Annotated in this window: 22 protein-coding genes; 14 read left to right on the top strand and 8 right to left on the bottom strand. The window is 70.0% G+C overall.

Annotation, left to right across the window (positions count from 1 at the left end; translation table 11 throughout):
* Window positions 1-4: 4 nt before the first annotated feature.
* From DK459_RS10635 to DK459_RS10625, 3 genes are all read right to left on the bottom strand, one after another.
* Complete coding sequence (locus DK459_RS10635) at window positions 5-868, bottom strand: serine hydrolase (protein WP_024070630.1); 864 nt, start codon at window positions 866-868, stop codon at window positions 5-7.
* Window positions 869-879: 11 nt separating this feature from the next.
* A complete protein-coding gene (locus tag DK459_RS10630) occupies window positions 880-2,325 on the bottom strand; it encodes a gluconate:proton symporter (protein ID WP_110134710.1) in 1,446 nt (481 codons plus the stop codon).
* Between the two features lie 231 nt (window positions 2,326-2,556).
* Window positions 2,557-3,564, bottom strand: a complete 1,008-nt coding sequence (locus DK459_RS10625; RefSeq protein ID WP_110134709.1) for a quinone oxidoreductase — start codon at window positions 3,562-3,564, stop codon at window positions 2,557-2,559.
* Window positions 3,565-3,873: 309 nt separating this feature from the next.
* Between DK459_RS10625 and DK459_RS10620 the strand changes: the two genes are divergently transcribed.
* The gene (locus DK459_RS10620; RefSeq protein ID WP_070540073.1) at window positions 3,874-4,845 is read left to right on the top strand and encodes an alpha/beta hydrolase; all 972 of its coding nucleotides are present in this window, start codon (window positions 3,874-3,876) and stop codon (window positions 4,843-4,845) included.
* Window positions 4,846-4,958: 113 nt separating this feature from the next.
* The gene (locus tag DK459_RS10615) at window positions 4,959-5,822 is read left to right on the top strand and encodes a LysR family transcriptional regulator (protein ID WP_020926031.1); all 864 of its coding nucleotides are present in this window, start codon (window positions 4,959-4,961) and stop codon (window positions 5,820-5,822) included.
* A gap of 15 nt (window positions 5,823-5,837) precedes the next feature.
* Here DK459_RS10615 and DK459_RS10610 read toward each other — a convergent pair whose 3' ends face one another.
* Window positions 5,838-6,224, bottom strand: coding sequence for a MerR family transcriptional regulator (locus DK459_RS10610; RefSeq protein ID WP_020926032.1), 387 nt, complete (start codon window positions 6,222-6,224; stop codon window positions 5,838-5,840).
* 90 nt (window positions 6,225-6,314) lie between these two features.
* Here DK459_RS10610 and DK459_RS10605 point away from each other — a divergent pair, with 90 nt between their 5' ends.
* The gene (locus DK459_RS10605) at window positions 6,315-7,223 is read left to right on the top strand and encodes an alpha/beta fold hydrolase (protein ID WP_070540062.1); all 909 of its coding nucleotides are present in this window, start codon (window positions 6,315-6,317) and stop codon (window positions 7,221-7,223) included.
* A gap of 28 nt (window positions 7,224-7,251) precedes the next feature.
* Here DK459_RS10605 and DK459_RS10600 read toward each other — a convergent pair whose 3' ends face one another.
* Complete coding sequence (locus DK459_RS10600; protein ID WP_054471234.1) at window positions 7,252-7,686, bottom strand: hypothetical protein; 435 nt, start codon at window positions 7,684-7,686, stop codon at window positions 7,252-7,254.
* Window positions 7,687-7,874: 188 nt separating this feature from the next.
* On the opposite strand from DK459_RS10600, the gene DK459_RS10595 reads away from it, so the two are divergent.
* The 6 genes from DK459_RS10595 to otnK all read left to right on the top strand — a co-directional run bounded on the left by DK459_RS10595 (window position 7,875) and on the right by otnK (window position 13,125).
* The gene (locus DK459_RS10595; RefSeq protein ID WP_024070622.1) at window positions 7,875-8,321 is read left to right on the top strand and encodes a hypothetical protein; all 447 of its coding nucleotides are present in this window, start codon (window positions 7,875-7,877) and stop codon (window positions 8,319-8,321) included.
* Between the two features lie 187 nt (window positions 8,322-8,508).
* Window positions 8,509-9,147, top strand: coding sequence for an aldolase (locus DK459_RS10590; protein ID WP_047992051.1), 639 nt, complete (start codon window positions 8,509-8,511; stop codon window positions 9,145-9,147).
* A gap of 51 nt (window positions 9,148-9,198) precedes the next feature.
* A complete protein-coding gene (otnI, locus tag DK459_RS10585) occupies window positions 9,199-9,990 on the top strand; it encodes a 2-oxo-tetronate isomerase (RefSeq protein ID WP_049050810.1) in 792 nt (263 codons plus the stop codon).
* The gene (denD, locus tag DK459_RS10580) at window positions 9,987-10,964 is read left to right on the top strand and encodes a D-erythronate dehydrogenase (RefSeq protein ID WP_054438991.1); all 978 of its coding nucleotides are present in this window, start codon (window positions 9,987-9,989) and stop codon (window positions 10,962-10,964) included. Before otnI (DK459_RS10585) ends, denD begins: the two co-directional genes overlap by 4 nt.
* Complete coding sequence (gene ltnD / locus DK459_RS10575) at window positions 10,961-11,866, top strand: L-threonate dehydrogenase (protein ID WP_054443580.1); 906 nt, start codon at window positions 10,961-10,963, stop codon at window positions 11,864-11,866. The genes denD and ltnD overlap by 4 nt, the downstream gene beginning before the upstream one ends.
* Window positions 11,863-13,125: a 3-oxo-tetronate kinase gene (gene otnK, locus DK459_RS10570; protein ID WP_054443579.1), complete on the top strand. Its 1,263-nt coding sequence runs from the start codon at window positions 11,863-11,865 to the stop codon at window positions 13,123-13,125. Before ltnD ends, otnK begins: the two co-directional genes overlap by 4 nt.
* Window positions 13,126-13,171: 46 nt before the next feature.
* Here the strand turns inward: otnK and DK459_RS10565 are convergent, their stop codons facing one another.
* Both DK459_RS10565 and DK459_RS10560 read right to left on the bottom strand, forming a co-directional pair.
* Window positions 13,172-13,879, bottom strand: coding sequence for a FadR/GntR family transcriptional regulator (locus DK459_RS10565; RefSeq protein WP_006389979.1), 708 nt, complete (start codon window positions 13,877-13,879; stop codon window positions 13,172-13,174).
* 67 nt (window positions 13,880-13,946) lie between these two features.
* Entirely contained in the window at window positions 13,947-14,849 is a 903-nt protein-coding gene (locus DK459_RS10560) for a LysR substrate-binding domain-containing protein (RefSeq protein ID WP_223203263.1), read from the bottom strand.
* A gap of 133 nt (window positions 14,850-14,982) precedes the next feature.
* Between DK459_RS10560 and DK459_RS10555 the strand changes: the two genes are divergently transcribed.
* The 5 genes from DK459_RS10555 (at window position 14,983) to DK459_RS10535 (ending at window position 21,603) form a co-directional block, all read left to right on the top strand.
* Entirely contained in the window at window positions 14,983-16,314 is a 1,332-nt protein-coding gene (locus DK459_RS10555) for an MFS transporter (RefSeq protein WP_024070615.1), read from the top strand.
* Window positions 16,314-17,405 carry a M14 family metallopeptidase gene (locus tag DK459_RS10550; RefSeq protein WP_110134708.1) on the top strand — a complete coding sequence of 364 codons (1,092 nt, stop codon included), beginning with the start codon at window positions 16,314-16,316 and terminating at the stop codon, window positions 17,403-17,405. Before DK459_RS10555 ends, DK459_RS10550 begins: the two co-directional genes overlap by 1 nt.
* Window positions 17,406-17,617: 212 nt before the next feature.
* Complete coding sequence (locus DK459_RS10545; RefSeq protein ID WP_233256811.1) at window positions 17,618-19,639, top strand: TonB-dependent receptor domain-containing protein; 2,022 nt, start codon at window positions 17,618-17,620, stop codon at window positions 19,637-19,639.
* 74 nt (window positions 19,640-19,713) lie between these two features.
* The gene (gene otnI / locus DK459_RS10540) at window positions 19,714-20,499 is read left to right on the top strand and encodes a 2-oxo-tetronate isomerase (protein WP_024070612.1); all 786 of its coding nucleotides are present in this window, start codon (window positions 19,714-19,716) and stop codon (window positions 20,497-20,499) included.
* A gap of 120 nt (window positions 20,500-20,619) precedes the next feature.
* Entirely contained in the window at window positions 20,620-21,603 is a 984-nt protein-coding gene (locus DK459_RS10535; protein WP_054482057.1) for a tripartite tricarboxylate transporter substrate binding protein, read from the top strand.
* 50 nt (window positions 21,604-21,653) lie between these two features.
* Here DK459_RS10535 and DK459_RS10530 read toward each other — a convergent pair whose 3' ends face one another.
* Window positions 21,654-22,553, bottom strand: a complete 900-nt coding sequence (locus DK459_RS10530; protein ID WP_024070610.1) for an EamA family transporter — start codon at window positions 22,551-22,553, stop codon at window positions 21,654-21,656.
* Window positions 22,554-22,556 lie beyond the last annotated feature (3 nt).

The following is a 22,556-nucleotide window of genomic DNA, read 5'->3' as shown; positions in this document are numbered from 1 at the left end:
CTTGTCAGTGTGTGTGCGCCTGGGCTTTCAGGCCGAGCGCGACCGCGCGCGCGATCTGCCCCAGCAGGGCGGCGCCTTCGCCGCCCTGGAGCGTCTGCGCGGTCTGCCAGTCGGTGAAGCCGTCGGCCAGCACCGCCAGCACCACGCTGCGGTCCGCCACGGTGAGGATGCCGGCGTCATGGCGCAGGCCTGGCAGCTGGCCGGCCTTGCTGGCCAGATGCGCTGGCGCCGGCAGCGCGGCGCCGAAGTGGGCGCGCTCGCGCTGGTCGGCCAGCAGGTCGAGCGCGAAGGTCCGCAAGGGCGGCGGCAGCATGCCGTCGCGCAGCATCCAGCAGAGCGCGGCGGTGGCATCGTCGGCGCTGGTGAAGTTGTCGCGGCCGGCTTCGCGCGCGGCGGCGTCCATCATGCGGCGTTGCAGGCGGCTTGCCGCCAGTCCGGCGCGCTGGCTCCATTGGTTGATCGCGTCAAAGCCCAACAGATCGATCAGCGCGTTGGTGGCGACGTTGTCGCTGAGCACGATCATCAACCGCGCCAGCTCGGCCAGCGACAGGCTGGCGACGCTGGGCAGTTGGGCCAGGATGCCGGTGCCGCCGGCGCGGTCGCCGCAAGCGGGCAGGGCCAGCGGCTGTTCGAGCGCGTAGCGGCCGTTGGCCATCGCTTCGAGCAGCGCCAGCAGGATGGGCACCTTGATGATGCTGGCCGATGGCTGCACGCGGTCGGCGTGGTGCGCCAGCACGATGTTGCCGTCCAGGTCGCGCAGGCTCAGCGAGACCCGCGCGGGCGTGGCGGCCAGCAAGGGCGCCAGCGCCGCGTCGACGTGCTGGCGCAAGGCGTTGCGGTCCAGCGGTTGCGATCCCAAGGGGAACATGGTCGATCTCCTCAGACCAGGAAGAAGAACAGGGACGAGAACAGGCAGAGGTTCACCAGGATCACCGCCCAGCCGTTGTAGAGCATGTATTTGAGCTCGCCCGAGCGCGCCAGGCCCATCTGGCCGAACATGTCCGAGGTGGGGAACGGGCCGAACCAGTCGATCTGCGAACTGCCCAGGATAACCGCCGTGGTGGCCGCGGGGCCGACGCCGGCGGCCGCCAGCAGCGGGCCGAAGATCTTGGCGGTGAAGGTCATCTGCGCCACCGCCGCGCCGGGGATGTGGCCGATCACGTTGAACCACAGCACGATGACGCACAGCATGGCGCCGCTGATGCCGGCCAGGTGCGGCTTCGCCAGTTCCAGCACGGCGTGGTAGGCGTTGAGCTGGTCCACCAGCACCAGCACCGGGTTGAACAGCCAGAACAGGAAGAAGATCCAGATCAGCTTGCCGGTGCCCGCATACATCGCCTGCAGGATCGCGCGCGGGCCCATGCCGCCGGCCAGGCCGGTGGTGGCCGCCAGCGACACCATGACGATGATGGCGAAGGCGTAGCCGGCCTTGGCGAGCACGCCGGCGACCGCCAGGATGATGATGGTCAGGCAGAACGCCCACGCCGCGCGCAGGGCCGTGGGGGACGGCGCGGCGTCCAGGTCGAGGGCGGCCATGCTGGCGCCGGCTTCCTCGTATTGATGAGTCGCCTCGGTCATCTTCTGGATGCGGCCCGACATGAACCAGCCGGCCAGCAGCGTCGCCACGGCCATCGGGATGCCCGCCACCAGCAGGTACTGCGGATAGCTCAAGCCGGTCAGGCCGGTCACGGTGACCACGTTGGGCGTGAAGGGCCCCAGCACCAGTCCGGCCGAGCCGGCGGTCTGGAACAGCGCGGCCACCGCGGGCGGCGACAGGCGCACCGCCGCCGCGATGGGGATCACCACCGCCGCGATGATGGCGTTGCCGCCGGCCAGGGTGCCGAGCGCGCCGCAGATCAGGGTCGAGGTCACCATGATGCCCAGGCGCACGCGCACCTGGTTCGACAGGCCGATGCGGCGCACGATGGCGCGCACCATCTGTTCCGCGGCGCCGGTGCGCGAGGCGACTTCGCCCACGCCGGCGCCGAGCACGATGATCAGGCCGACCACCGCGATGAACGACCCCAGTGATTCCGCCAGCAGTTTGCTCATGGCGATGGGCGTGGTGCCCGTCATGATGGCGCCGAGCACGATGGCGGCGATGGTGGACAGCACGATGTCCACGCCCAGCAGCGCGATGATGGCGAACACCAGCACGGGCGTCAGGCCCCACAGGCTGGTCTGGCCTGGCAGCGCGTAGTGGGTGTAGAGCGCGATGGCCAGCCCGACCAGGAATACCGCGATGGCGGCATTGCGCCGGCGTGGGTGAAACGAGCCGCCGGCGGGCGGGCGTGGCGCCGCCGCCGTTTGTGCCAATGAGGTCATGTCTTCTCCGTCCCTATCCAATCCGTGGCCAGGCCGTGACGCGCGGCGCGTCCGGCGGTTGTCGGCCTATTGTTGTGATCCCGCCTTGTGGGTGTTGCAGGCGTGGATTCCCAGCGGTCCAATGTCCAGGCCGCCGGGCCGCATCGGACGGCCTGGCGCTGGACGGTGAGAGTGTGGGCGTGACGGGCGACAGGTTCAAATGAGTGGTGCGGGTGCGACCATAACCAAAGGTTATGCGTTCGGCGCGGCGCCGATGCGCATGACCGACTTGCCGATCTGTTCGCGCGCTTCCAGCCGCGCATGGATGCGCTGCACGTCTTCCATTTCGTAGCGGCCCTCGATGGCGATGTCCAGCGACCCTTCGAGCAGCGCGCCGAACACGGCGTCGGCGCGGCGCTGCACGGTGACGCCGTCCCGCATGTGGTCGGCCAGCCGCGGCCGCGTCAGGAACAGCGAACCGGCCTCGCCCAGTTCGATCGGATCCAGGTCGGTGACCGAGCCCGAGACATTGCCGTAGTTGATGACCAGGCCGCGCGCGCGGCAGGCGCGCAAGCTGTCGCGCAGGGTAGCCTTGCCGACCGCGTCGAACACCACGTCCACGCCCGCGCCGCCGGTGGCCTCGCGGATGCGGTCGGCGAAGCGGCCGTCGTCGTAGGGCAGGGCGTGGTGGGCGCCGCGCGCGCTGGCGACGGCGCACTTTTGCGCGCTGCTGGCGGTGGCGAACACGGTGGCGCCGCGCCGCGCGGCCATCTGCACCAGCAATTGGCCGATGCTGCCGGAAGCCGCGTGGATCAGGCAGGTGCTGCCCGGGCCCAGCCGGGCGATGTCCTCGATCAGGTAGTGCGCGGTGGCGCCCTGGAAGATCGCGGCGGCGGCCAGGTCGAATGGGATGGCGTCGGGGATCCTGGCGACCTTGGCCGCCGGCACGCTGGCGTACTCGGCGTAGCTGCCCCAGGCGATGCACCAGGCGACGCGGTCGCCGGGCGCCAGGTGCGTGACGCCGGCGCCGACCGCGACGATCTCGCCGGCGCCTTCCATGCCGAGGGTGCAGGGCAGGCGGACGGGATAGGTGGCGGAGGCCGCATACTTGCCCTGGCGGGTGTGCACGTCCATGAAGTTGATGCCGGCGTAGGCGACCCGCGCCACCACGTGGCCGGGCGCGGCATCGGGCATGGGATGGTCCGCGCGCATCTGCAGGACTTCGGGGCCGCCGTAGCGTTCTATCAGGATGGCTTTCACTGCGAAGGATTCCTTGTTGAGGGAGGGACGGCGCGCCGTGGCATCGATCGATGGCGGCCATCGTAGAAGGCGTGAATCGGTCTGGGAATTCCCCAGGAATTCACCGGGGGCGTGAGGAAATTGCCGGAACGGACGCGCCAATGCGCGGCGGCCGCGTGCAATCGCGGCGGGTGTTGGTCTGCAAACAGGATTAAGTCCCATTATGATTTGGGCTATGCTGCGGCAGGCGCCGCCGTTGCAGCGTGCCGAACCGTTTTCCATTCCGCCGGCGGGCTGGCGCCCTGCGGCACGCGCAATCCCGAGAAGCCGATGTCCTCCCGTATCCTGTTCCGCCTTTGCCAAGCCGCCTTGTTCAGCGGCGTTCTCTGGAGCGCCGGTGCGCAGGCGCAGGCTCCGACGCCGAACGATGCGGGCGCGCCGGTCGCGCGTGGCGCGCAGCTTGTCGGCGAGACCGTGGCGGACCGGCCGTCGACGTTCTATCGCTTTGAAACGCACCGGCTCGATTCGGCCGATGGCAAGCGCCACTACCGCATCCAGATCGCCGTGCCGCGCCAGGCCGCGCCGGCCGGCGGCAGCGCGGTGTTGTACATGCTCGACGGCAACGCGGCGCTGGCCACGCTGACCGATGCCGACCTGCTGCGGTTGGGCGCGGGCGGGGCGCCGGTGCTGGTGGCCGTGGGCTACGACGTGCCGACGCGCAACGACGTGGTGGCGCGCGCCTATGACTACACGCCGCCCGTGTTCGAGCAGGGCGCGCGCCAGCCGAATCCGGTGGTGCTGGGCCGCGAGGGAGGCGGCGCGGACGAGTTCCTGGCCCTCTTGCGCGAACGGGTCAAGCCGCTGGTGCGCGGCCGCGCCGCGGTCGACGACAGACGCGAATACCTGTGGGGGCATTCCTATGGCGGCCTGTTCGCGCTGCACGTGCTGTTCACGCGGCCGGACACGTTCGCGCGCTACATCACGGGCGACCCGTCGGCCTGGTGGGCTGATGGCGCCCTGTTGCAGGAGTGGCGGCGCTTCGACGCGCGGCGCGCGGCCGGCAAGCGCGTGCTTGTGCTGGCGGGCACCAAGCCGCGCGATCCGGCGCGCCAGCGGCCCAATGCGCCGTCGACGCGGCCGGATGGCACGCCGATCGACCTGCAGCCTGCCGTGCGCGCGATGGTGGAAGGCCTGCGCGAAGGCGGCGCGGATGCCCGCTACGAGGCGTTTGCGCAGTTCGGCCACGGCGAGATGCTGCGGGTGTCGCTGGAGCGCGCGCTGCAGGTCGCGCTTGAACCCTAGAAGGCCATGGAAGCCGGGACCGGCTCGGCGCCGCGCCGGCGCATGGTAAAAGCGGCATCAGGATCCGGGAGTTTTCTCCCGCACGATCATCCCCGGCGTGAGTGGACAATCCGATGTTCGACTGGCAGGACCTGTATTACTTCACCGTCTTGGCGCGTACCCAATCGTTGTCGGCGGCCGCCCGTGAACTGCGGGTCGAGCATGCCACCGTGGGGCGCCGCATCGACGCGCTGGAAAAATCCCTGGGCCTGCGGCTGGTGGACCGGCTGCCGCGCAGCCGTCCGCTGACCGAGGACGGACGCGCGCTGGCGCGGCTGGCCGGCGCCATGAACGAGATCGCCACGGGAGTCGAACAGTTGTCGCGCATTGCCTCGATCGAGGTCGCCGGCACGGTCCGCGTCAGCGCGCCGCCGTCGCTGGCCAGCCACTGCATCGCGCCGCGGATCGCCGCGCTGCGCGAGCGGCATCCGAAGCTGAACGTGGTCCTGCTGCCGTCGCTGTCGCTGGTGGCGCTGGACCGCGGCGAGGCCGACATCGCCCTGCGTACCGTGCGCCCGGAAGAGGATGCGCTGGTGCGCAGGAAAATCGGCGTGGTGCGATTCGCGCTGTATGGCGGCGCCGGATACGCGGAGCAGCCCGCCGAGCAGTGGCGCTTCATCGCGTATGACGCGAGCGGCGACGCCCTGCCGCAACAGGCCTGGCTGCATCAGGTCCGACGCCACCGGCCGGTGGTCTTTGCCGCCAGTGACCTGGCGGCGCAGCAGATGGCCGCGCGGTCAGGGCTGGGCGCCGTGGTGCTGCCCACGATCGTTGGCGACAGCGACGCCATGCTGCAACGGCTGGCGGTGGCGGGCGAGGCGCCGTCCCGTGATCTGTGGCTGGCGGTGTTTCCGGACTTGCGCCGGTCGCCGTCGGTCAAGGCGGTGATGGATTTCCTGGTGGAGTGCGTGCAGCAGGAACCACGGCTGCGCCCGTGACCGTCCTGGTCGCGGCTATTCGGGGGAGGCCGCGGCGCCCTCGGCCAGCATCTGGCGCAGGCGGGCGCGGCGACGTTCGAGGTCGGCGATCTGCCGTTCGACCGAGGCCAGGCGCTGGCGTTGCACTGCGGAGGTCTGCGGGCAGGCGGCCGCGCCCTCGATCATGCGCATGCAATCGGGAAAGCCCTGGATCTCGGCGAGACTGAAACCGGTTGCGATCAGGCGCTGGATCTGCCGCACCTGGCTGACCGCGGCGGGGGCAAAGTGGCGATAGCCGTTGTCGGCGCGCGAGGAGGCCAGCAGGCCGTGCGCGTCGTAATGGCGAATCGAACGCAGGCTGGCGCCGGTGGCGCGGGCAAGGGCGCCGATCGACATCGGCTTGGCGGCGGGCGGGAGTGTCATGGCGAAGTTTCACGAGCCGGGCGCTTGACTCTAACACCGGTGTGAGGGTCGAGACTGCGATTCCCCTTTTGCCATCCAGGAGTCAGCCCCATGCCCGGCCAGCCTTTGTTCCGTCAATTCCGTCGCCTGCTGGCGATGATCGCCCTGCTGTCGGCGAGCGCCGTGGCGGTGGCCGATGATCGCCAGTACACCGCCGTCGCGCCGGATGGCGTGACGCTTGCCATCCAGGAGTCCGGCGATCCGGCCGGCCCCGCCATCGTCTTCGTCCACGGCCTGCTGGGCAGCCGCCTCAGCTGGGAGGCGCAGTTGTCCAGCCCCCTGTTGCAGCGCTATCGCCTGATCGCCTACGACCTGCGCGGCCACGGCCAGTCGGGCAAACCGATCGCGCCGCAGGCCTACACCGATGGCCGGCGCTGGGCCGATGACCTGGCGGCCGTGATCGCCGCGTCGGGCGCGCGCCAGCCGGTGCTGGTGGGCTGGTCGCTGGGCGCCGCCGTGACGACCAACTACCTGGCCGCGTACGGCGACGGCGATGTCGCCGGCGCGGTCTACGTGGGCGGCGTGATCGAACTGGACGCCAGCCAGATCGCGCCGCATCCCGAGGTGTATCGCGGCATGGCGTCGACCGACCTGAAGAGGCACCTGGACGCCGAACGCGCCTTCCTGGCGCTGTGTTTCGAGACGCAGCCGGACACGGCCACGTTCGAGCGGCTGCTGGCCAACGCCGCCCTGGCGTCGCCCGGGATGCAGGCCGCGGTGCCGCGGATGACGATCGCGGCCCGCCAGGGCCTGGGCGCGATGCGCAAGCCGCTATGGCTGATCTATGGCGCGCGCGATGCGCTGGTGCGCGCCGAGCCGTCGCTGGAACGCGCCAGGCAGTTGAATCCGCGCGTGCGCGGCTCGGTATATGCGGCGTCGGGACACGCGCCGTTCGTGGAAGAGGCCGAGCGGTTCAACCGCGATCTGGCGGCCTTCGTCGACGCGGCGGCGGGGCGCTGACGCCCGCCGGAGGCACGCGGTCGGTGGTTCAGTTGCCCCCGGCCGGGGCGGACCGCTTGCTGGGCCGGGTGCCGATGTCGCCCGGGGTCGAGCCTTCGTCATCCACCGTGAGGCCGCCGCCATGCATGATGCCCTTGGCGATCTCGTCGGCGGACTTGCCGGCGAAGCCATGCTCGCCCGCGACGATGCGGAAGCTGTCGCCTTCGAGCGGGCTTTGCAGCGTGGCCGAGGACAGCAGCACGCCGTTCGAGCGCAGCTGGATGCGCTTGCCGACGCGGTCGCGGGTGAAGTCCGCCAGGGCCTGGCGGCTGTCGGGATGCAGCACCACGTCGACATAGCGCATCGAGGTTTGCGGGTCGACGCCGGCGGTGGCTTTTTCGGCCCGCAGGGCCACGCTTTCGGCGTGGGAGGCGGCGGCCGCCAGCAGCAGCGCGGCGCAGGCGAGGGATCGGACAACGGTCATGGGCGGGCTCCGGGAAGCGGCGGATCGATGACGGCATCCTAGCCTCATCGACGGCGATGCGTATTACGACTTGTATGCGAACGCTGGCATTGCCTGCCGCCGGTGGGCTGGCGGGCATTTGGCCGCTAATATGGCGGCTCGATGATCGCCCCCCGGCCGCGTCCGGCCGCCGCAAGGAATCCCGTCACATGAAGCTGTCCGCCCCCTGGTTTCTGTCCTGCCTGCTGCTGGCCGGCGCGGCCCACGCCGGCTCTGCGCCGGCCGAGCTGTCGTGCGTTTCGGAAAGCGGCAAGGTGGCGCTGCGCGGCGCCATTCCGTCGCCGTCGTCCGAGGAGCTCAACCTGACGCTGACCTATGGAAACGCGACGCAGGGCTTCGACTCGGGCGATGCCCCGGCCTACGTGGTGGCGGATTTTCCGCTGGGCGTCTTCACCCTTGTCGCCTCCGACGACGCCTGGCCGCTGACGCTGTACGCCTTGCCGGGCACCGTCGCGGTCAGGAAGGTTGCCAACGGGGATGTGGCCGGCACCTTCCAGGCCAGGCTGACCGGGCCGCGGCCGGGCGGCCCGACCGCCTCGGGAGCGGGCAATCCGCTCAAGGCGACCTTGAATTGCGACTACCGCTATTCGCTGTGAGGGCCGTCGCTCGCTAACGGGTGGACGGACGAGGGGGCGACGGACGAGGCAAGGCTCGCGCTACCGGGTAATCCCGCTACCGGCTTTTTCGGCAAAATTTGTATGATGACCATATGACTATGCCGAGGGAGGCGCGCATGCCGCAAGACTATTCCGCTGTCCGTCACCGCCCTGCGCGGGGCGCGCCATGAGCCTGGAAACCCGTATCCGCGAGGAGATCTGCACCGTCGGGGCCAGTCTCTACCAACGCGGCTATACCGTCGGCGCGGCCGGCAACATCAGCGCGCGCCTGGATGACGGCTGGCTGATCACGCCCACCGACGCCTGCCTGGGTCGGCTCGATCCGGCCGGGCTGGCCAAGGTGGACCTGGCCGGCAATCCGGTTTCGGGCGGCAAGCCTTCCAAGACCCTGGCGCTGCACCGGGGCATCTACCAGGCCGATCCCGCCGCGCGCGGCGTGGTGCATACGCATTCGACGCACCTGGTGGCGCTGACGCTGGCCGGCGTCTGGCGCCAGGACGAGGTATTGCCGCCGATCACGCCCTACCAGGTGATGAAGGTGGGCCGCATTCCGCTGATCCCCTATCGGCGGCCGGGCGATCCGGTCGCGGCCGCGCAGGTGGCGGCGCTGGCGGCGCAGGTTCGGGGGGTGCTGTTCGAGCGCCTGGGGCCCGTGGTGTGGGAGCGGTCGGTGTCGCACGCATCCCATGCGCTGGAAGAGCTGGAAGAGACCGCGCGCCTGTGGCTGATGTCCGAGCCCCGGCCCGCGCCCCTGTCCGAGACGGCGATCGAGGAATTGCGCGCCGTGTTCGGGGCGCGCTACTGATCCGCGCATCGCGCGGGCCGACGGCGCCCGCCACGACCTGAAGGAGCCGACATGCCGCGCCTGGCCGCGAACCTGAGCATGATGTATGCGGAACACCCGTTCCTGGAGCGCTTCGCCGCCGCCGCGCGCGATGGTTTCCAGGGCGTGGAGTTTCTGTTTCCCTATGACCATCCGGCCGCCGAGATCCGGACGCGGCTGCAGGCGCACGGCCTGACGCAGGCGCTGTTCAACGCGCCGCCGGGCGACTGGGCGGCCGGCGAGCGCGGTATCGCCGCGCTGCCGGGGCGCGAGGACGAGTTTCGCCGCGGCCTGGACCGGGCGCTGGAGTATGCCGCGGCGCTGGGCAACCGCAGCCTGCACGTGATGGCGGGACGGGTCCCGGCCGGGCAGGAGCGCGCCGCGCATCGCCAGGCCTACCTGCGCAACCTGGAAAGCGCCGCGCGCGCGGCCGCCAGCGCTGGCGTGACCATCGTGATCGAGCCGATCAATCCGCGCGACATGCCCGGCTATTTCCTGACGCGCCAGGACGAGGCCCAGGCCATCCGCGCCGAGGTCGGCGCCGACAACCTGCGGGTGCAGTTCGATTGCTACCACTGCCAGATCGTCGAGGGCGACCTGGCGGTGAAGCTGCGGCGCGACATGGCGGGCATCGGCCATATCCAGATCGCCGGCGTGCCGGACCGCCACGAGCCCGACCTGGGCGAACTGAACTACCCGTACCTGCTGGCGCTGGTCGACACGCTGGGCTACGCGGGCTGGATCGGCTGCGAATACCGGCCCAAGGGCGCCACGACGGCGGGGCTCGGCTGGGCCAAACCCTATCTCGCGGGAGGCGAGCGATGAAGATACTGATTACCGGCGGCGCCGGCTTCCTGGGCCAGCGCCTGGCGCGCAAGCTGTTGGAACAGGGGCGATTGGCCCTGGGTGGCGAGCGCGTGCCGATCTCCCAGATCGACCTGCTCGACGTGACCCGGACCGACGCCATCAACGACACGCGCGTGCGTTCGGTCGAGGGCGATGTCGCGGATCCCGATTGCCTGCGATCCCTGATCGGCGCCGATACGGCGGTGATCTTCCACCTGGCCGCCATCGTCAGCGGCCAGGCCGAGGCCGATTTCGACCTGGGCATGCGCATCAACCTGGATGCCTCGCGCGCCTTGCTGGAGGCCTGCCGTCGGCAAGGCCAGCGGCCACGCGTGGTGTTCACCAGCTCGGTCGCGGTCTACGGCGGCGCCCTGCCGGAAACGGTGCGTGACGACACCGCGCTCAATCCGCAATCCTCCTATGGCACGCAGAAGGCCATTGCCGAACTGCTGCTGGCGGACTACACGCGCCGCGGCTTCGTCGACGGCCGCGCGCTGCGCCTGCCCACCATCAGTGTGCGGCCGGGCCGGCCCAACGCGGCGGCCTCGTCGTTCGCCAGCGGCATCATCCGCGAGCCGCTCAATGGCGAGCCGGCGGCATGCCCGGTGGCCGCCGACACTCGCCTGTGGCTGCTGTCGCCGCGCCGGGCGGTGCAGGCCTTGATCGCCGGTTGCGAACTGGACGCCGGGGCGGTGGCGGATCGCCGGCCGATCAACCTGCCGGGCGTCTCGGTGACGGCGGCCGAGATGGTGCGGGCCTTGCGCGAGATCGCGGGCGACGCGGTGGCCGACCGCATCCGCTGGCAGGCGGATGCGCGGGTGCAGGCCATCGTCGGCAGCTGGCCGGGCCGGTGGGACACGGCGCGGGCGGCGCGCCTGGGGCTGGAGGGCGACAGCGATTTCGCCGAGATCATCCGCGCCTACATCGGCGACGACTTGCGGGGGCAGGCATGAGCGACGTCAACGAAATGCGCCCGGTCGGCGTGATCGGCCTGGGCGCGATGGGGGCGGGCATCGCGCAGAGCCTGCGCCGCGCCGGTTGCCGGGTGCATGCCTACGACATCCGGCCGGGCGTCGCGGCGGCGTTCGCCGAAGAAGGCGGCGTGGCCTGCGCGACGCTGGCCGACATGGCCGTCGCCTGCGAGGTGGTGGTCAGCGTGGTGGTGAACGCGCAGCAGACCGAGAGCGTGCTGTTCGGCGAGGGCGGCATCGCGGCGACCATGCGGCCCGGCAGCGTATTCGTGATGTGCTCGACGGTGGACCCGGCCTGGTCTAGCGCGCTGGAGGCGCGCTTGGCGGCGTTGGGCATCCACTACCTGGATGCGCCGATCTCGGGCGGCGCGGCCAAGGCCGCGGCCGGCCAGATGACCATGATGACCGCCGGCACCGCGGCCGCCTATGCCGCCTGCGGCAACGTGCTCGAGTCGATGGCGGGCAAGGTCTACCGGCTGGGCGAGCGCGCCGGGGCGGGCAGCAAGGTCAAGATCATCAACCAGCTGCTGGCCGGCGTGCACATTGCCGTTGCGGCCGAGGCCATGGCGCTGGGCCTGCGCGAAGGCGTCGACGCCGATGCCTTGTACGAGGTCATCACCCACAGCGCCGGCAACAGCTGGATGTTCGAGAACCGCATGGCGCACGTGCTGGCGGGCGACTACACGCCACTGTCGGCGGTGGACATCTTCGTGAAGGACCTGGGGCTGGTGCTGGACACGGCGCGCCACAGCAGCTTTCCCTTGCCGCTGGCGTCCACCGCGCACCAGATGTTCATGCAGGCGTCGGCCGCCGGGCACGGGCGCGAAGACGACAGCGCAGTCATCAAGATCTTCCCCGGAATCACTTTGCCGGAGTCCGCATGACGATCAAACTGGGCTGCATCGCCGACGACTTCACTGGCGCCACCGACCTGGCCAACAACCTGGTGCGCGCCGGCATGCGCACCGTGCAGGCCATCGGCGTGCCGGCCGGACCGCTCGAGACGCCGGCGGACGCGGTGGTGGTGGCGCTCAAGACCCGCACGCTGCCGGCCGCCGAAGCGGTGGCGCAATCGCTGGCGGCGCTGGCCTGGCTGCGGGCGCAGGGCGCCGGGCAGATCTATTTCAAGTACTGCTCGACCTTCGACAGCACGCCCGCGGGCAATATCGGTCCGGTCGCCGATGCGCTGATGACGGCGCTGGATACGGATTTCACCATTGCCACGCCGGCCTTTCCCGACAACCAGCGCACGGTGTTCAAGGGCTATCTGTTCGCCGGCGACGTGCCGCTGAACGAATCGGGCATGCGGGATCATCCCTTGACGCCAATGACCGACGCGAACCTGGTGCGCGTGCTGGCGGCGCAGACGCGGCGCAAGGTCGGCCTGATCGACTACGCGGTGGTGGCGCGTGGCGCCCGCGCGATTCATGATCGCATCGACGAACTGCGGCAGGCGGGGGTGGAGATCGCCATCGTCGATGCCATCTCCAACGACGACCTGCTGGCGCTGGGCTCGGCGGCCAAGGATCTGCCGCTGGTGACCGGGGGATCGGGCGTGGCCATCGGCCTGCCTGGCAATTGGGGGCTGGCGCCGGGCGCCGCCGCCGGGCTGCCGCGCGCAGCGGGCGCGCAGGCCGTGGTGGCGGGCAGCTGCTCGACCGCCACCCAGGGGCAGGTGGCCGCGTTCATCGCGACCGGCCGGCCCGCGCTGGCGCTGGACCCGCTGCGTATCGACGCGGGCGATGACGTCGTGGCGCAGGCGCTGGCCTGGGCCGCGCCGCGCTTGCCCGACGGTCCCATCCTGATCTATTCGACCGCCCGGCCCGACGCGGTGCAGGCGGCGCAGGCCAGCCTGGGCGCGGCCCGCGCCGGCGCCCTGGTCGAGGACGCGATCGCGCGGATCGCGGTGGGCCTGGCGCGGCTCGGGGTGCGGCAGCTGATCGTGGCGGGCGGCGAGACCTCGGGCGCGGTGGTGCGGGCGCTGGGCCTGGCGCAACTGGCCATCGGCGAGCAGATCGATCCCGGGGTGCCGTGGTGCGCCGGGTACGCGCAGGCGGTGCAGGCGCGCATCAGCATCGCTTTGAAGTCGGGCAATTTCGGGGGCGCCGATTTCTTCACGCGGGCGTTCCGCCCGACTGCCTGAGGACCGATCGCCGGCCCTTGCGCCGCGCCTTCGAAGGCGGGCGCGTTCAGCGATGCGCCAGGCGCAGGCGCTTGGCCGCGTTGACCATGTGGATGCGGGCGGCTTCGCGCGCCGCGTCCTCGTCCTGGCGCCGGATGGCCTCGGCGATGGCTTCGTGTTCGCGCAGCACCGCGCGCATCTGGTCGGCGTGGCGCGCCTCGTTGCCGCGCGTGACGCGGGTGGCGGCTTCGAGATACTGGCTGACGAACGCCAGCGTGGCGAGGAAGTACGGATTGCCGGTGGCGCGCGCGATGCTGCGGTGGAAGGCCACGTCTTCCTTGACGCCGTCGCCACCGTTGTCGACCGCGGTGGCGATGGCCGCCAGCGCGTCGTCGATGGCCGCCATGTCGCGCTCGCCGCGCCGGGCGGCGGCTTGTGCCGCGATTTCGGTTTCCAGCGCGCGCCGCAGGTCGACGATGTGCAGCACCGCGTCCAGCGAGGCCAGCTCGGCCGCGTCGATGCGCAGCGCGCGGTTGCCGTCGTGGCCGGTGACGAACACCCCGCTGCCCTGGCGCGCCTCGACGATGCCGTCCTGGCGCAGCCGCGACACCGCTTCGCGGATGACGGTGCGGCTGACGCCGAACTGCTCGGCCAGGCGGGTTTCGGTGGGCAGCTTTTCGCCGGGCAGCACGCGGCCCGCGTCGATCTCGGCGAGCAACTGCTTGGCCACCGTATCGGTCAGCGTGGGGGGCGTGTTGAGTCGGGGAAACGCCATGGCATGGGGCCGCGTAAGCAAGGCGGGTCACCGCCCTGGGAGTGGGGGCTCATGATAACCCGCCGCATCAGGCCGGCGCGCGGGCGCGGTTCAGGCACTCGATGAAAAACTGCGCGGCCGGCGTCGGCGGCGAATCCGCCCGGGTCAGGATCGACACCCGCGCCGCCGGCAGCGGATGCGCCAGAGGCAATATGCACAAGGACGTCGGCGCCAGCACGCGGTGCAGGCCGTTGCGCACGAAAAAGCCCACCGCGTCGCTCTGGTCCAGTATCGCCAGCGCGATGGCGATGGACTGGCACGGAATCACGTCGGTGGGCGGCGGCAGGCCGCGTTCCGCATAGGCCAGGCGCAGCAGATTGGTGGGCGTCTGGGTATTGCCGGGCATCAGCCACAGCAGGTCGCGCAGTTCGGCCAGGTCGGTGGCGTGACGCAGCGGATGATCGGCGCGCGCGCCCACCGCCAGCGGCAGGGTGAACAGCGTGGTGCGGGCAAAGCCGTCGTAGATGTCGCCGTCGTATTCGGTCTGCACCACCAGGTCGTAGCGGCCGGTTTCCAGCTGTTCGTGGCTGTAGGGTGGCGCGACTTCATGGAAGGCCACGGCAACGCGCGCCATGCGGGCGCGAAACGCGGCCAGCGCGGCCGGCAGTATCGGCAAGACCGATGAGCTGATGGCCAGGTTGAGCGTGCCGCCTTCGCCATCGCGCATCTGGTCGATGTCTTCCTGCGCCCGCCGGGCTTCCTGCAGGATCAGCACGGCGCGCTTGTGCAGCGCCTGGCCGTAGGGCGTCAGTTCGACCCCCTTGGCGCTGCGCCGCACCAGCTCGGCGCCCAGGCTCTGTTCCAGTTCGCGCAGGCTGCGCGTGGCCGCCGGCTGGGTCACGCACAGGGCGCGGGCGGCGGCGCGGATGCTGCCGTGTTCGGCGATCAGCACGAAGGCGCGCAACTGGCGCAGGTTCATCGGAGCGGGCACGGCGGGCTATAAGTAAAAGTCATCACTGCGCCAAAAATACTGTCTTTTGCGTTTCGCGGGCCATCCGTATATTCACTAGGCACGGTTACCGGAAACACGGGCCGGCACAGAGATCGGACATCAAGGGGAAAACATGTCTATCGCCATCGCGGCCGGCGCCGGCGCGCGCAGCCTGCATACGCCTTCCATGCGCCGGCGGGTCATCGCCGGCACCACCATCGGCAACGCGCTCGAGTTCTTCGACTTCACTGTATTCACTTTTCTGATGCTGGTCATCGGGCCGCTGTTCTTTCCGGCGGCCTCCAGTTACGGCCAGCTGCTGCTGACCACCGCCACGTTCGGCGTCGGCTTCCTGATGCGGCCGGTGGGCGGCATGCTGATCGGTTCCTACGCCGACCGTCATGGCCGCCGCGCCGCCATGACGCTGACACTGTGGCTGATGGGCCTGGGCTGTGCGTTGATCGCCGCCGCGCCCACGCACGCGCAGATGGGCCTGCTGGGGCCGGTCATGATGGTGCTGGCGCGGCTGATCCAGGGCTTTGCCGCCGGCGGCGAGGTCGGCGCCTCGACCACGCTGCTGGTCGAGCACGCGCCGCCGTCGCGACGCGGCTTCTATTCCAGCTGGCAGTTCGGCAGCCAGTCGCTCGGCGTGGCGCTGGGCGCGGTGGTGGTGGGCACGTTGACCGCCGCGCTCAGCGCCGAGCAGATGCAGGCCTGGGGCTGGCGGGTGCCGTTCGTGATCGGCATCCTGACGGTGCCGGTGGGCGCCTACATCCGCCGCAACCTGGAAGAGACGCTGCATGTCGAGGAGGCCGGGGCGCGCCGGCCGAGCGCCGCTGGCCACCAGCCGCTGCGCCGCGTCTTCGCCGAGCACAAGACCGAAGTGGCCAAGGGCATCTTGCTGATGATCGGCGGCATGGTGTGCGCGCAGATCATCGGCTTCTACATGCCGTCGTACGCCCACCGCGAGCTGGGCCTGCCGGCGACCTCGACCCTGTCGGCCAGCGTGGTGGTGGGCGTGGTCGGCTTTGCGTGCGCGCCGCTGGTCGGCATGCTGGCCGACCGGGTGGGGCGCAAGCGCGTGATCTTCTGGTCGCGGGTGACGACCGTGGCGGTGCTGCTGCCGTGCTTCCAGTGGCTGGTGGCGGCGCCCAGCAGCGCGCGGCTGATGCTGGTGGTGGCGCTGCTCTCGGTGCTGCTGGCGATGCAGTCGGCGCCCGGCATCACCATGCTGCCCGAATTGTTCCCCAAATCCGTGCGCACCACCGGCATGTCGGTGGTGTACGGCCTGGGGATTTCCGTGTTCGGCGGTTTCGCGCAGTTCTTCGTGACCTGGCTGCTGCACGTGACCGGCAATCCCATGGCGCCTGCCTGGTACCTGATGGTGGCGGTGGCGCTTTCCACGGTGGTGCTGTTCTGGATCCGCGACCGCACCGGCGACGATATCGACAACCAGGAGGCCTGATGCAATCCGCTAGCCCTTACTTTTCCCGCAGCTATGCTTTGGCGCGCGAGCGCTTCACCGCCGCAGCCCGGCCGCTGGCCACGCGCTTCGCGTCCTATGCCATCGAGCCCAAGGGGCGCGAAGGCGAGGACCTGGCCACCGACGTCGCCCTGATCGGCGATGCCGACGCCAAGCGGTTGCTGATCATGACCTCCGCCACCCATGGCGTGGAAGGCTTCTGTGGCTCGGGTTGCCAGCTGGCCCTGCTGGACGACGCCGAGATGCTCGAACGCGCGCGCCAGGCCGGCGTGGCGCTGTTGCTGGTGCATGCGGTGAATCCGCATGGTTTCTCGTGGATCGCGCGCACCGACGAAGGCAATGTCGACCTGAACCGCAACGCCCAGCCGTTCGACGGCCAGCCGCTGCCCGCCAATCCCGGCTACGGGCAGATCCATGAACTGCTGCTGCCGGCGCAATGGCCGCCGTCGGACGCCAATCGCGCGCAGATCGCCGCCCATATCGACGAGCACGGCCTGCCGGCCTTCAAGCAGGCCGTGACACGCGGCCAGTACACGCACGCCGACGGCCTGTTCTATGGCGGCGACCGCCCGGCCGCGTCGCTGCTGAACTTGCGCCGCATCCTCCAGGAACATGCCGCCGGCTTTGCGCGGATCGGCTGGATCGATGTGCATACGGGGCTGGGACCGCGCGGACATGGCGAAAAGATCTACGCTGGCCGCCGCGACGATGCCGAGGTGGAGCGCGCCCGCCGCTGGTGGGGGACCGACATCGCCGTGCCCTACCAGGGCACGTCGGCCTCGGTGGACATCACCGGGCACCTGGCGGGCCTGATCTATCAGGCTTGTCCGAATTCAGTGCCCACCCTGATGGCGCTGGAGTACGGCACGCAGCCCTCCGAACAGGTGATCGATGCCCTGCGGGGCCGCAACTGGCTGCGCGCGCATGCCGACGCGGCGCCGACGTTGCGCGACCAGATCCTGCGCACGACGCTGGAGGCCTTTTATTGCGACGCGCCCGACTGGCATGGCGCGGTGCTGGGCCAGAGCCGCGTGGCGGTGCTGCAGGCGGTGCTTGGCTTGGCGTCCGGCTGAGTGTTGCCGGCAGGGCCGATTCCCGGGAATCGGCTTGTCTTGTCTCTGAGATGTTATATCATCCTTAAGTTTTCTGTAATGATATAACATCAATGAGGGTAAAGATGAAAGGCAAGACGCAGGACAAGCAGGCGTTGCGCGGCAGGTGGAACGCGGCCGGGGCGGGCAGGAGCCGGGGCGCGCGGGCGCTCAAGCCGCTGGTTTGCTCGCTGATGCTGGCCGCGCCGGTGGCGCAGGCCGAAACCGAGGCCGACCCGTCGCGCAACCGCACGCTGGCGCCGATCACCGTGTCGGCCAATCCGCTGGGGCTGGACCTGAACAGCACCATGCTGCCGGCTTCCGTGCTGGAAGGCGATGAGCTGGTCGAGCGGCGCGCCGGCACGCTGGGCGAAACCCTGAAAAGCCAGCCGGGCGTGAACAGCGACACCTTCGGCGGCGGCGCCAGCCGCCCCGTGATCCGCGGCCAGACCGCGCCTCGCGTGAAAGTGCTGTCCGACGGTTCCGAGGTGATGGACGCGTCCGGCATCTCGCCGGACCACGCGGTGACGGTGGAACCGCTGCTGGCCGAGCGCATCGAGGTGCTGCGCGGCCCGGCCACGCTGCTGTACGGCGGCGGCGCGATCGGCGGCGTGGTGAACGTGGTGGACAAGAAGATACCCACCGCCGTGCCGGAGAAGGGCGTGGAAATGGAAGCCGAGTTGCGCGGGGCCACCGGCACCAAGGAGCGCGCCGGCGCCGTGGGCATCACCGCCGGCGAGGGCCAGTTCGCCGTGCGGGTGGAAGGCATGAAGCGGCGCACCAGCGATTACGACGTGCCGGACTGGCCCGGCGGCAAGCTGGAGGGTTCGTACAGCGAATCCTCCCAGGGCACGGTCGGCATGTCGTGGATCACGCCGCGCGGTTATGTGGGCCTGGCGTTCACGCACCTGGAAAGCAAGTACGGCCTGCCCGGCCACAACCACGAGTATGAAAGCTGCCATCCGCACGGCACCCATCTGCATTGCGGTGGCCACGACCACGACCATGGCGACGAAGGCGAGGAAGGCCACGACCATGACCACGATCACGAACACGGCGGCGTGCCTTACGTCAAGCTGCGCAGCAACCGCCTGGACCTGCGCGCCGAATACCAGGATCCCTTCGCCGGCTTCGAGAAGATCCGCGTGCGTGGCGGACTGACCGACTACCAGCATGACGAGATCGAGGGCGGCCAGGTCGGCACCCGCTTCAAGAACAAGGGCTACGACCTGCGCGTGGAACTGCAGCACAAGCCCGTGGCCGGCTGGCGCGGGGTGATCGGCCTGCAGAATGCCTACAGCGACTTCCGCGCCGATGGCGAGGAAGCCTTCCTGCCGCGCAGCCGGACCCGTTCGAACGGCCTGTTCGTGCTGGAGGAATACCAGTTGAACGACTGGCGCTTCGAAGTCGGCGCGCGCCAGGACTGGCAGCGCATCGCGCCGTCCGGCGGCGCCTCGCGCAGCAGCCTGTCGGGCACCTCGCTGTCGGCCGCCGCCATCTGGGACTTCGCGCCGCAGTATTCCGTGGCGCTGTCGCTGTCGCGTTCGCAGCGCCTGCCGAGCGCGCAGGAGCTGTACGCCGATGGCGTGCACCTGGCCACCAACACCTACGAACTGGGCAACTCGGGCCTGGGCCGCGAGACCTCGCACAACATCGACCTGACCCTGCGCAAGCACGCCGGCGACACCACCTTCTCGGCCAGCGTGTTCCACAACCGCGTCAAGAACTACATCTACGCCGACACGCTCGACCGCTACGAGGACTTCCGCCTGATCGAGTACACCCAGCGCGACGCCGAATTCACCGGCGTGGAAGGCGAGCTGCGGCACCAGTTCACGCCGGTGTTCTCGGCGGCGGTGTTCGGCGACTATGTGCGCGGCAAGCTGACCGGCGGCGACGGCAACCTGCCGCGCATCCCGGCGGCGCGCGCCGGCCTGCGCGGCAACGTCAAGTGGCAGCAATGGTCGGGCGGCATCGAATACGCCCGCGTGTTTTCGCAGAAGGACATTGCCGCCTACGAAAGCAGCACGCCGGGCTACAACCTGGTCAACGCGGTGGTGGCGTATCGCGGCCGCTACGGCGCGACCGGCTATGAAGTCTATCTGCGCGGCACCAACCTGCTGAACAAACTGGCGTACAACCACGCTTCGTTCATCTCCTCGGTGGCGCCGCTGCCGGGCCGCAGCGTGATGCTGGGCGTGCGCATGACCTATTGAGGCGTGCCGGCGAAGCCGGATTCCGCGGGCGGATATGCTAAGTTCCAGCCATGCCGTCCGCCCCGGAGTCCGCCATGCTGAAGTTCGCCGCCAATCTGTCGATGATGTACCCGGAACATGCGTTCCTGGACCGCTATGCGGCCGCCGCGGCCGACGGTTTCGCGGGCGTGGAATGCATGTTTCCCTACGAGGCGCCTGCCGCCTTCGTGCGCGAGCGCATGGATGACGCGGGCGTGTCGCAGGTCCTGTTCAATGCCCCGCCGGGCGTGAGCGCGCGCGGCGAACGCGGGCTGGCCGCGCTGCCGGACCGCCAGGACGAATTCCGCGCCGGTATCGAGCAGGCGCTGGGCTATGCGACTGTGCTGGCCTGCTCGCAGGTGCACGTGATGGCCGGCGTGGCGCCGGATGGCGTCGCGCGCGACGCCATGCTGGACTGCTACCGCGAGAACCTCGACTGGGCCGCGCGCCAGGCGCGTTCGGCCGGCGTGACGCTGCTGATCGAACCCATCAACACGCGCGACATTCCCGGTTATTTCCTCAATCGGCAGGACGAGGCCCACCAGGTGGTGCAGGCCGTCAACGCGCCCAACCTGAAGGTGCAGATGGACCTGTACCACTGCCAGATCGTCGAGGGCGACGTCACCGCCAAATTGCGCCAGTACCTGCCCACCGGACGCGTTGGGCACCTGCAGATCGCCGGCGTGCCGCTGCGCCAGGAGCCCGACCGTGGCGAGCTGGACTACGGCTGGATCTTCTCGGTGCTGCGCGAACTGGACTATGCCGGCTGGATCGGCTGCGAGTATCGCCCGGCGGCCGCCACATCCGCCGGCCTGCGCTGGCTGGCCGCGGCCCGCGCTTGAGCGGCAACCGGCGTATCGCCATGATGCTGTCCCCATGATCGGCCCCGCATGCCATGCTCGCCGCCTGCCGAAAATATAGTTAATATGTTAATTAAATAAAGAACACCAGGAGACAACCGCATGTCCAGAAGAGGTTTCATCCACCGCGCGCTGGGGACGCTGGCCGCCGCCGCGCTCGCGGCGAGCGCCATGCCCGCGTGGGCCGGCGATTTTCCCGACCATCCGATCCGCTGGCTGGTGCCTTTCAGCGCTGGCGGCGGCAGCGACCTGGCCACCCGCATCGTCGCCAAGCATGTCAGCCAGGCACTGGGCCAGCCGGTGGTGGTGGAGAACCGGCCCGGCGCCGCCACCATCGTGGCGGCCCAGGAAACCGCGCGCGCCGCGCCCGACGGCTATACGGTGATGACCGCGGGCATGAGCACGCTGGCCCTGAATCCGTGGCTGTACAAGCAACTGCCCTATGACCCGTGGAAGGACCTGACGCCGGTCTCCACCCTGGTGGCGTTGCCTATCGTGCTGGTGGCCTCGCCGGCTTCCGACCTGGACAACATGCCCGACGTGATGGACTACCTGTCGCGCAACAAGACGGCCAGCTATGCGTCGCTGGGCGTGGGCAGCCCGCACCATCTGGCGATGGAGTTGTTCCTGTCGATGTTCGGCGCCAAGGCCACCGCGATTCCCTACAAGGGCACGCCGCCTGCCTTGCAGGACGTGGCCGCGGGCGTGGTGCCGCTGATGATGGCGGACCTGGCCGCGGCGCGGCCGTTGATCGAGGCAGGCAAGCTGCGTGCCATCGCGGTGCCGGCGTACGAGCGTTCGGAGCAGTTGCCCGAGGTGCCGACCTTCGGCGAGAGCGGCGGGCCGCCGCTGGAGGCCGCCGCCTGGCAAGGGGTGGTGGCCCCGGCGCGCACGCCGCGCGAGGTGGTGGACAAGCTCAGCGGCGCGATCCAGGCGGCGTTGAAGTCACCCGAGGTGGTCAAGCAGCTCAAGTTGCAAGGCATGGAGCCCATGGGCAGCTCGTCCAACGAATTCTATGACTACGCGCGCCGTCAGTACGACAGCTGGGGCGCGGTGATCCGGCAGAAGAACATTTCGGTGGATTGACGCGGCGCGGCGGCGCGCCCGCCGCGGGCGCCGCTGCCGTGGCCCGCGGCCTACCCGGCCGCGGCGGCGCGGTTCTGGCGGCGCGCGGTGGCGGCGCAGCCCGCCGAGGCGATGATGATGCCGCAGATCGCCAGCCACTGCGTGCCGGACAGGTGCTCGTTCAACACGATGACGCCGGCCAGCGCGCCCATGGCGGGTTCCATGCTCAGCAGCACGCCGAAGGTCTTCTGCGGCAGGCGCCGCAGGGCCACCATTTCCAGCGAATAGGGCAGGGCGCTCGACAGGATGCCGACCGCGACGCCGGCCAGGATCAGCTTCGGGTCCAGCAGCGCCATGCCGGCATGGGCCGCGCCCACCGGCAGCGCCACCATGGTGGCCGCCAGCAGTCCCAGGGAAGTGGCCTGCCCGCCATGCACGTTGCCGGCCATCTTGCCGAAGATGATGTACAGCGCCCAGCAGACAGCCGCGCCCAGCGCATAAGCGATACCGACGGGATCGAGGTCGTGCATCGACTGGCCGGTCGGGATCAGCAGCACCAGCCCGGCCAGCGCGCAGGCGATCCAGACGAAGTCGATGGCGCGCCGCGACAGCACCACCGCCAGCGTCAGCGGGCCGGTGAACTCGATGGCGATGGCCACGCCCAGCGGCAGGGTCCGCAGCGCCATGTAGAACAGCAGGTTCATGCAGGCCAGCGTCACGCCATATAGCGCGATCTTGGCGGCATTGCGAGCGGTCAGCGGAAAGCGCCATGGGCGCCAGAACGCGATCAGGATGATGGCGCCGATGACGATGCGATAGGCCGTCGTGCCCTGCGCGCCAACCTCGGGAAACAGCGATTTGGCGAACGATGTGCCGACGCACAGCGAGGCCATGGCGCCGATCAGCGACAAGGTCGGCATCAGGGTGGAGGCGGAGGCATCGCGTCCGGAGGGAAGAGTGGCGGCGGTCATGGT

Origin of the sequence: Achromobacter sp. RW408 (genome assembly GCF_003184165.1) — a bacterium.
In the GTDB taxonomy this organism is placed as follows: Bacteria; Pseudomonadota; Gammaproteobacteria; order Burkholderiales; family Burkholderiaceae_B; genus Achromobacter; species Achromobacter xylosoxidans.
This window is presented reverse-complemented; position numbering and strand designations above follow the sequence as displayed.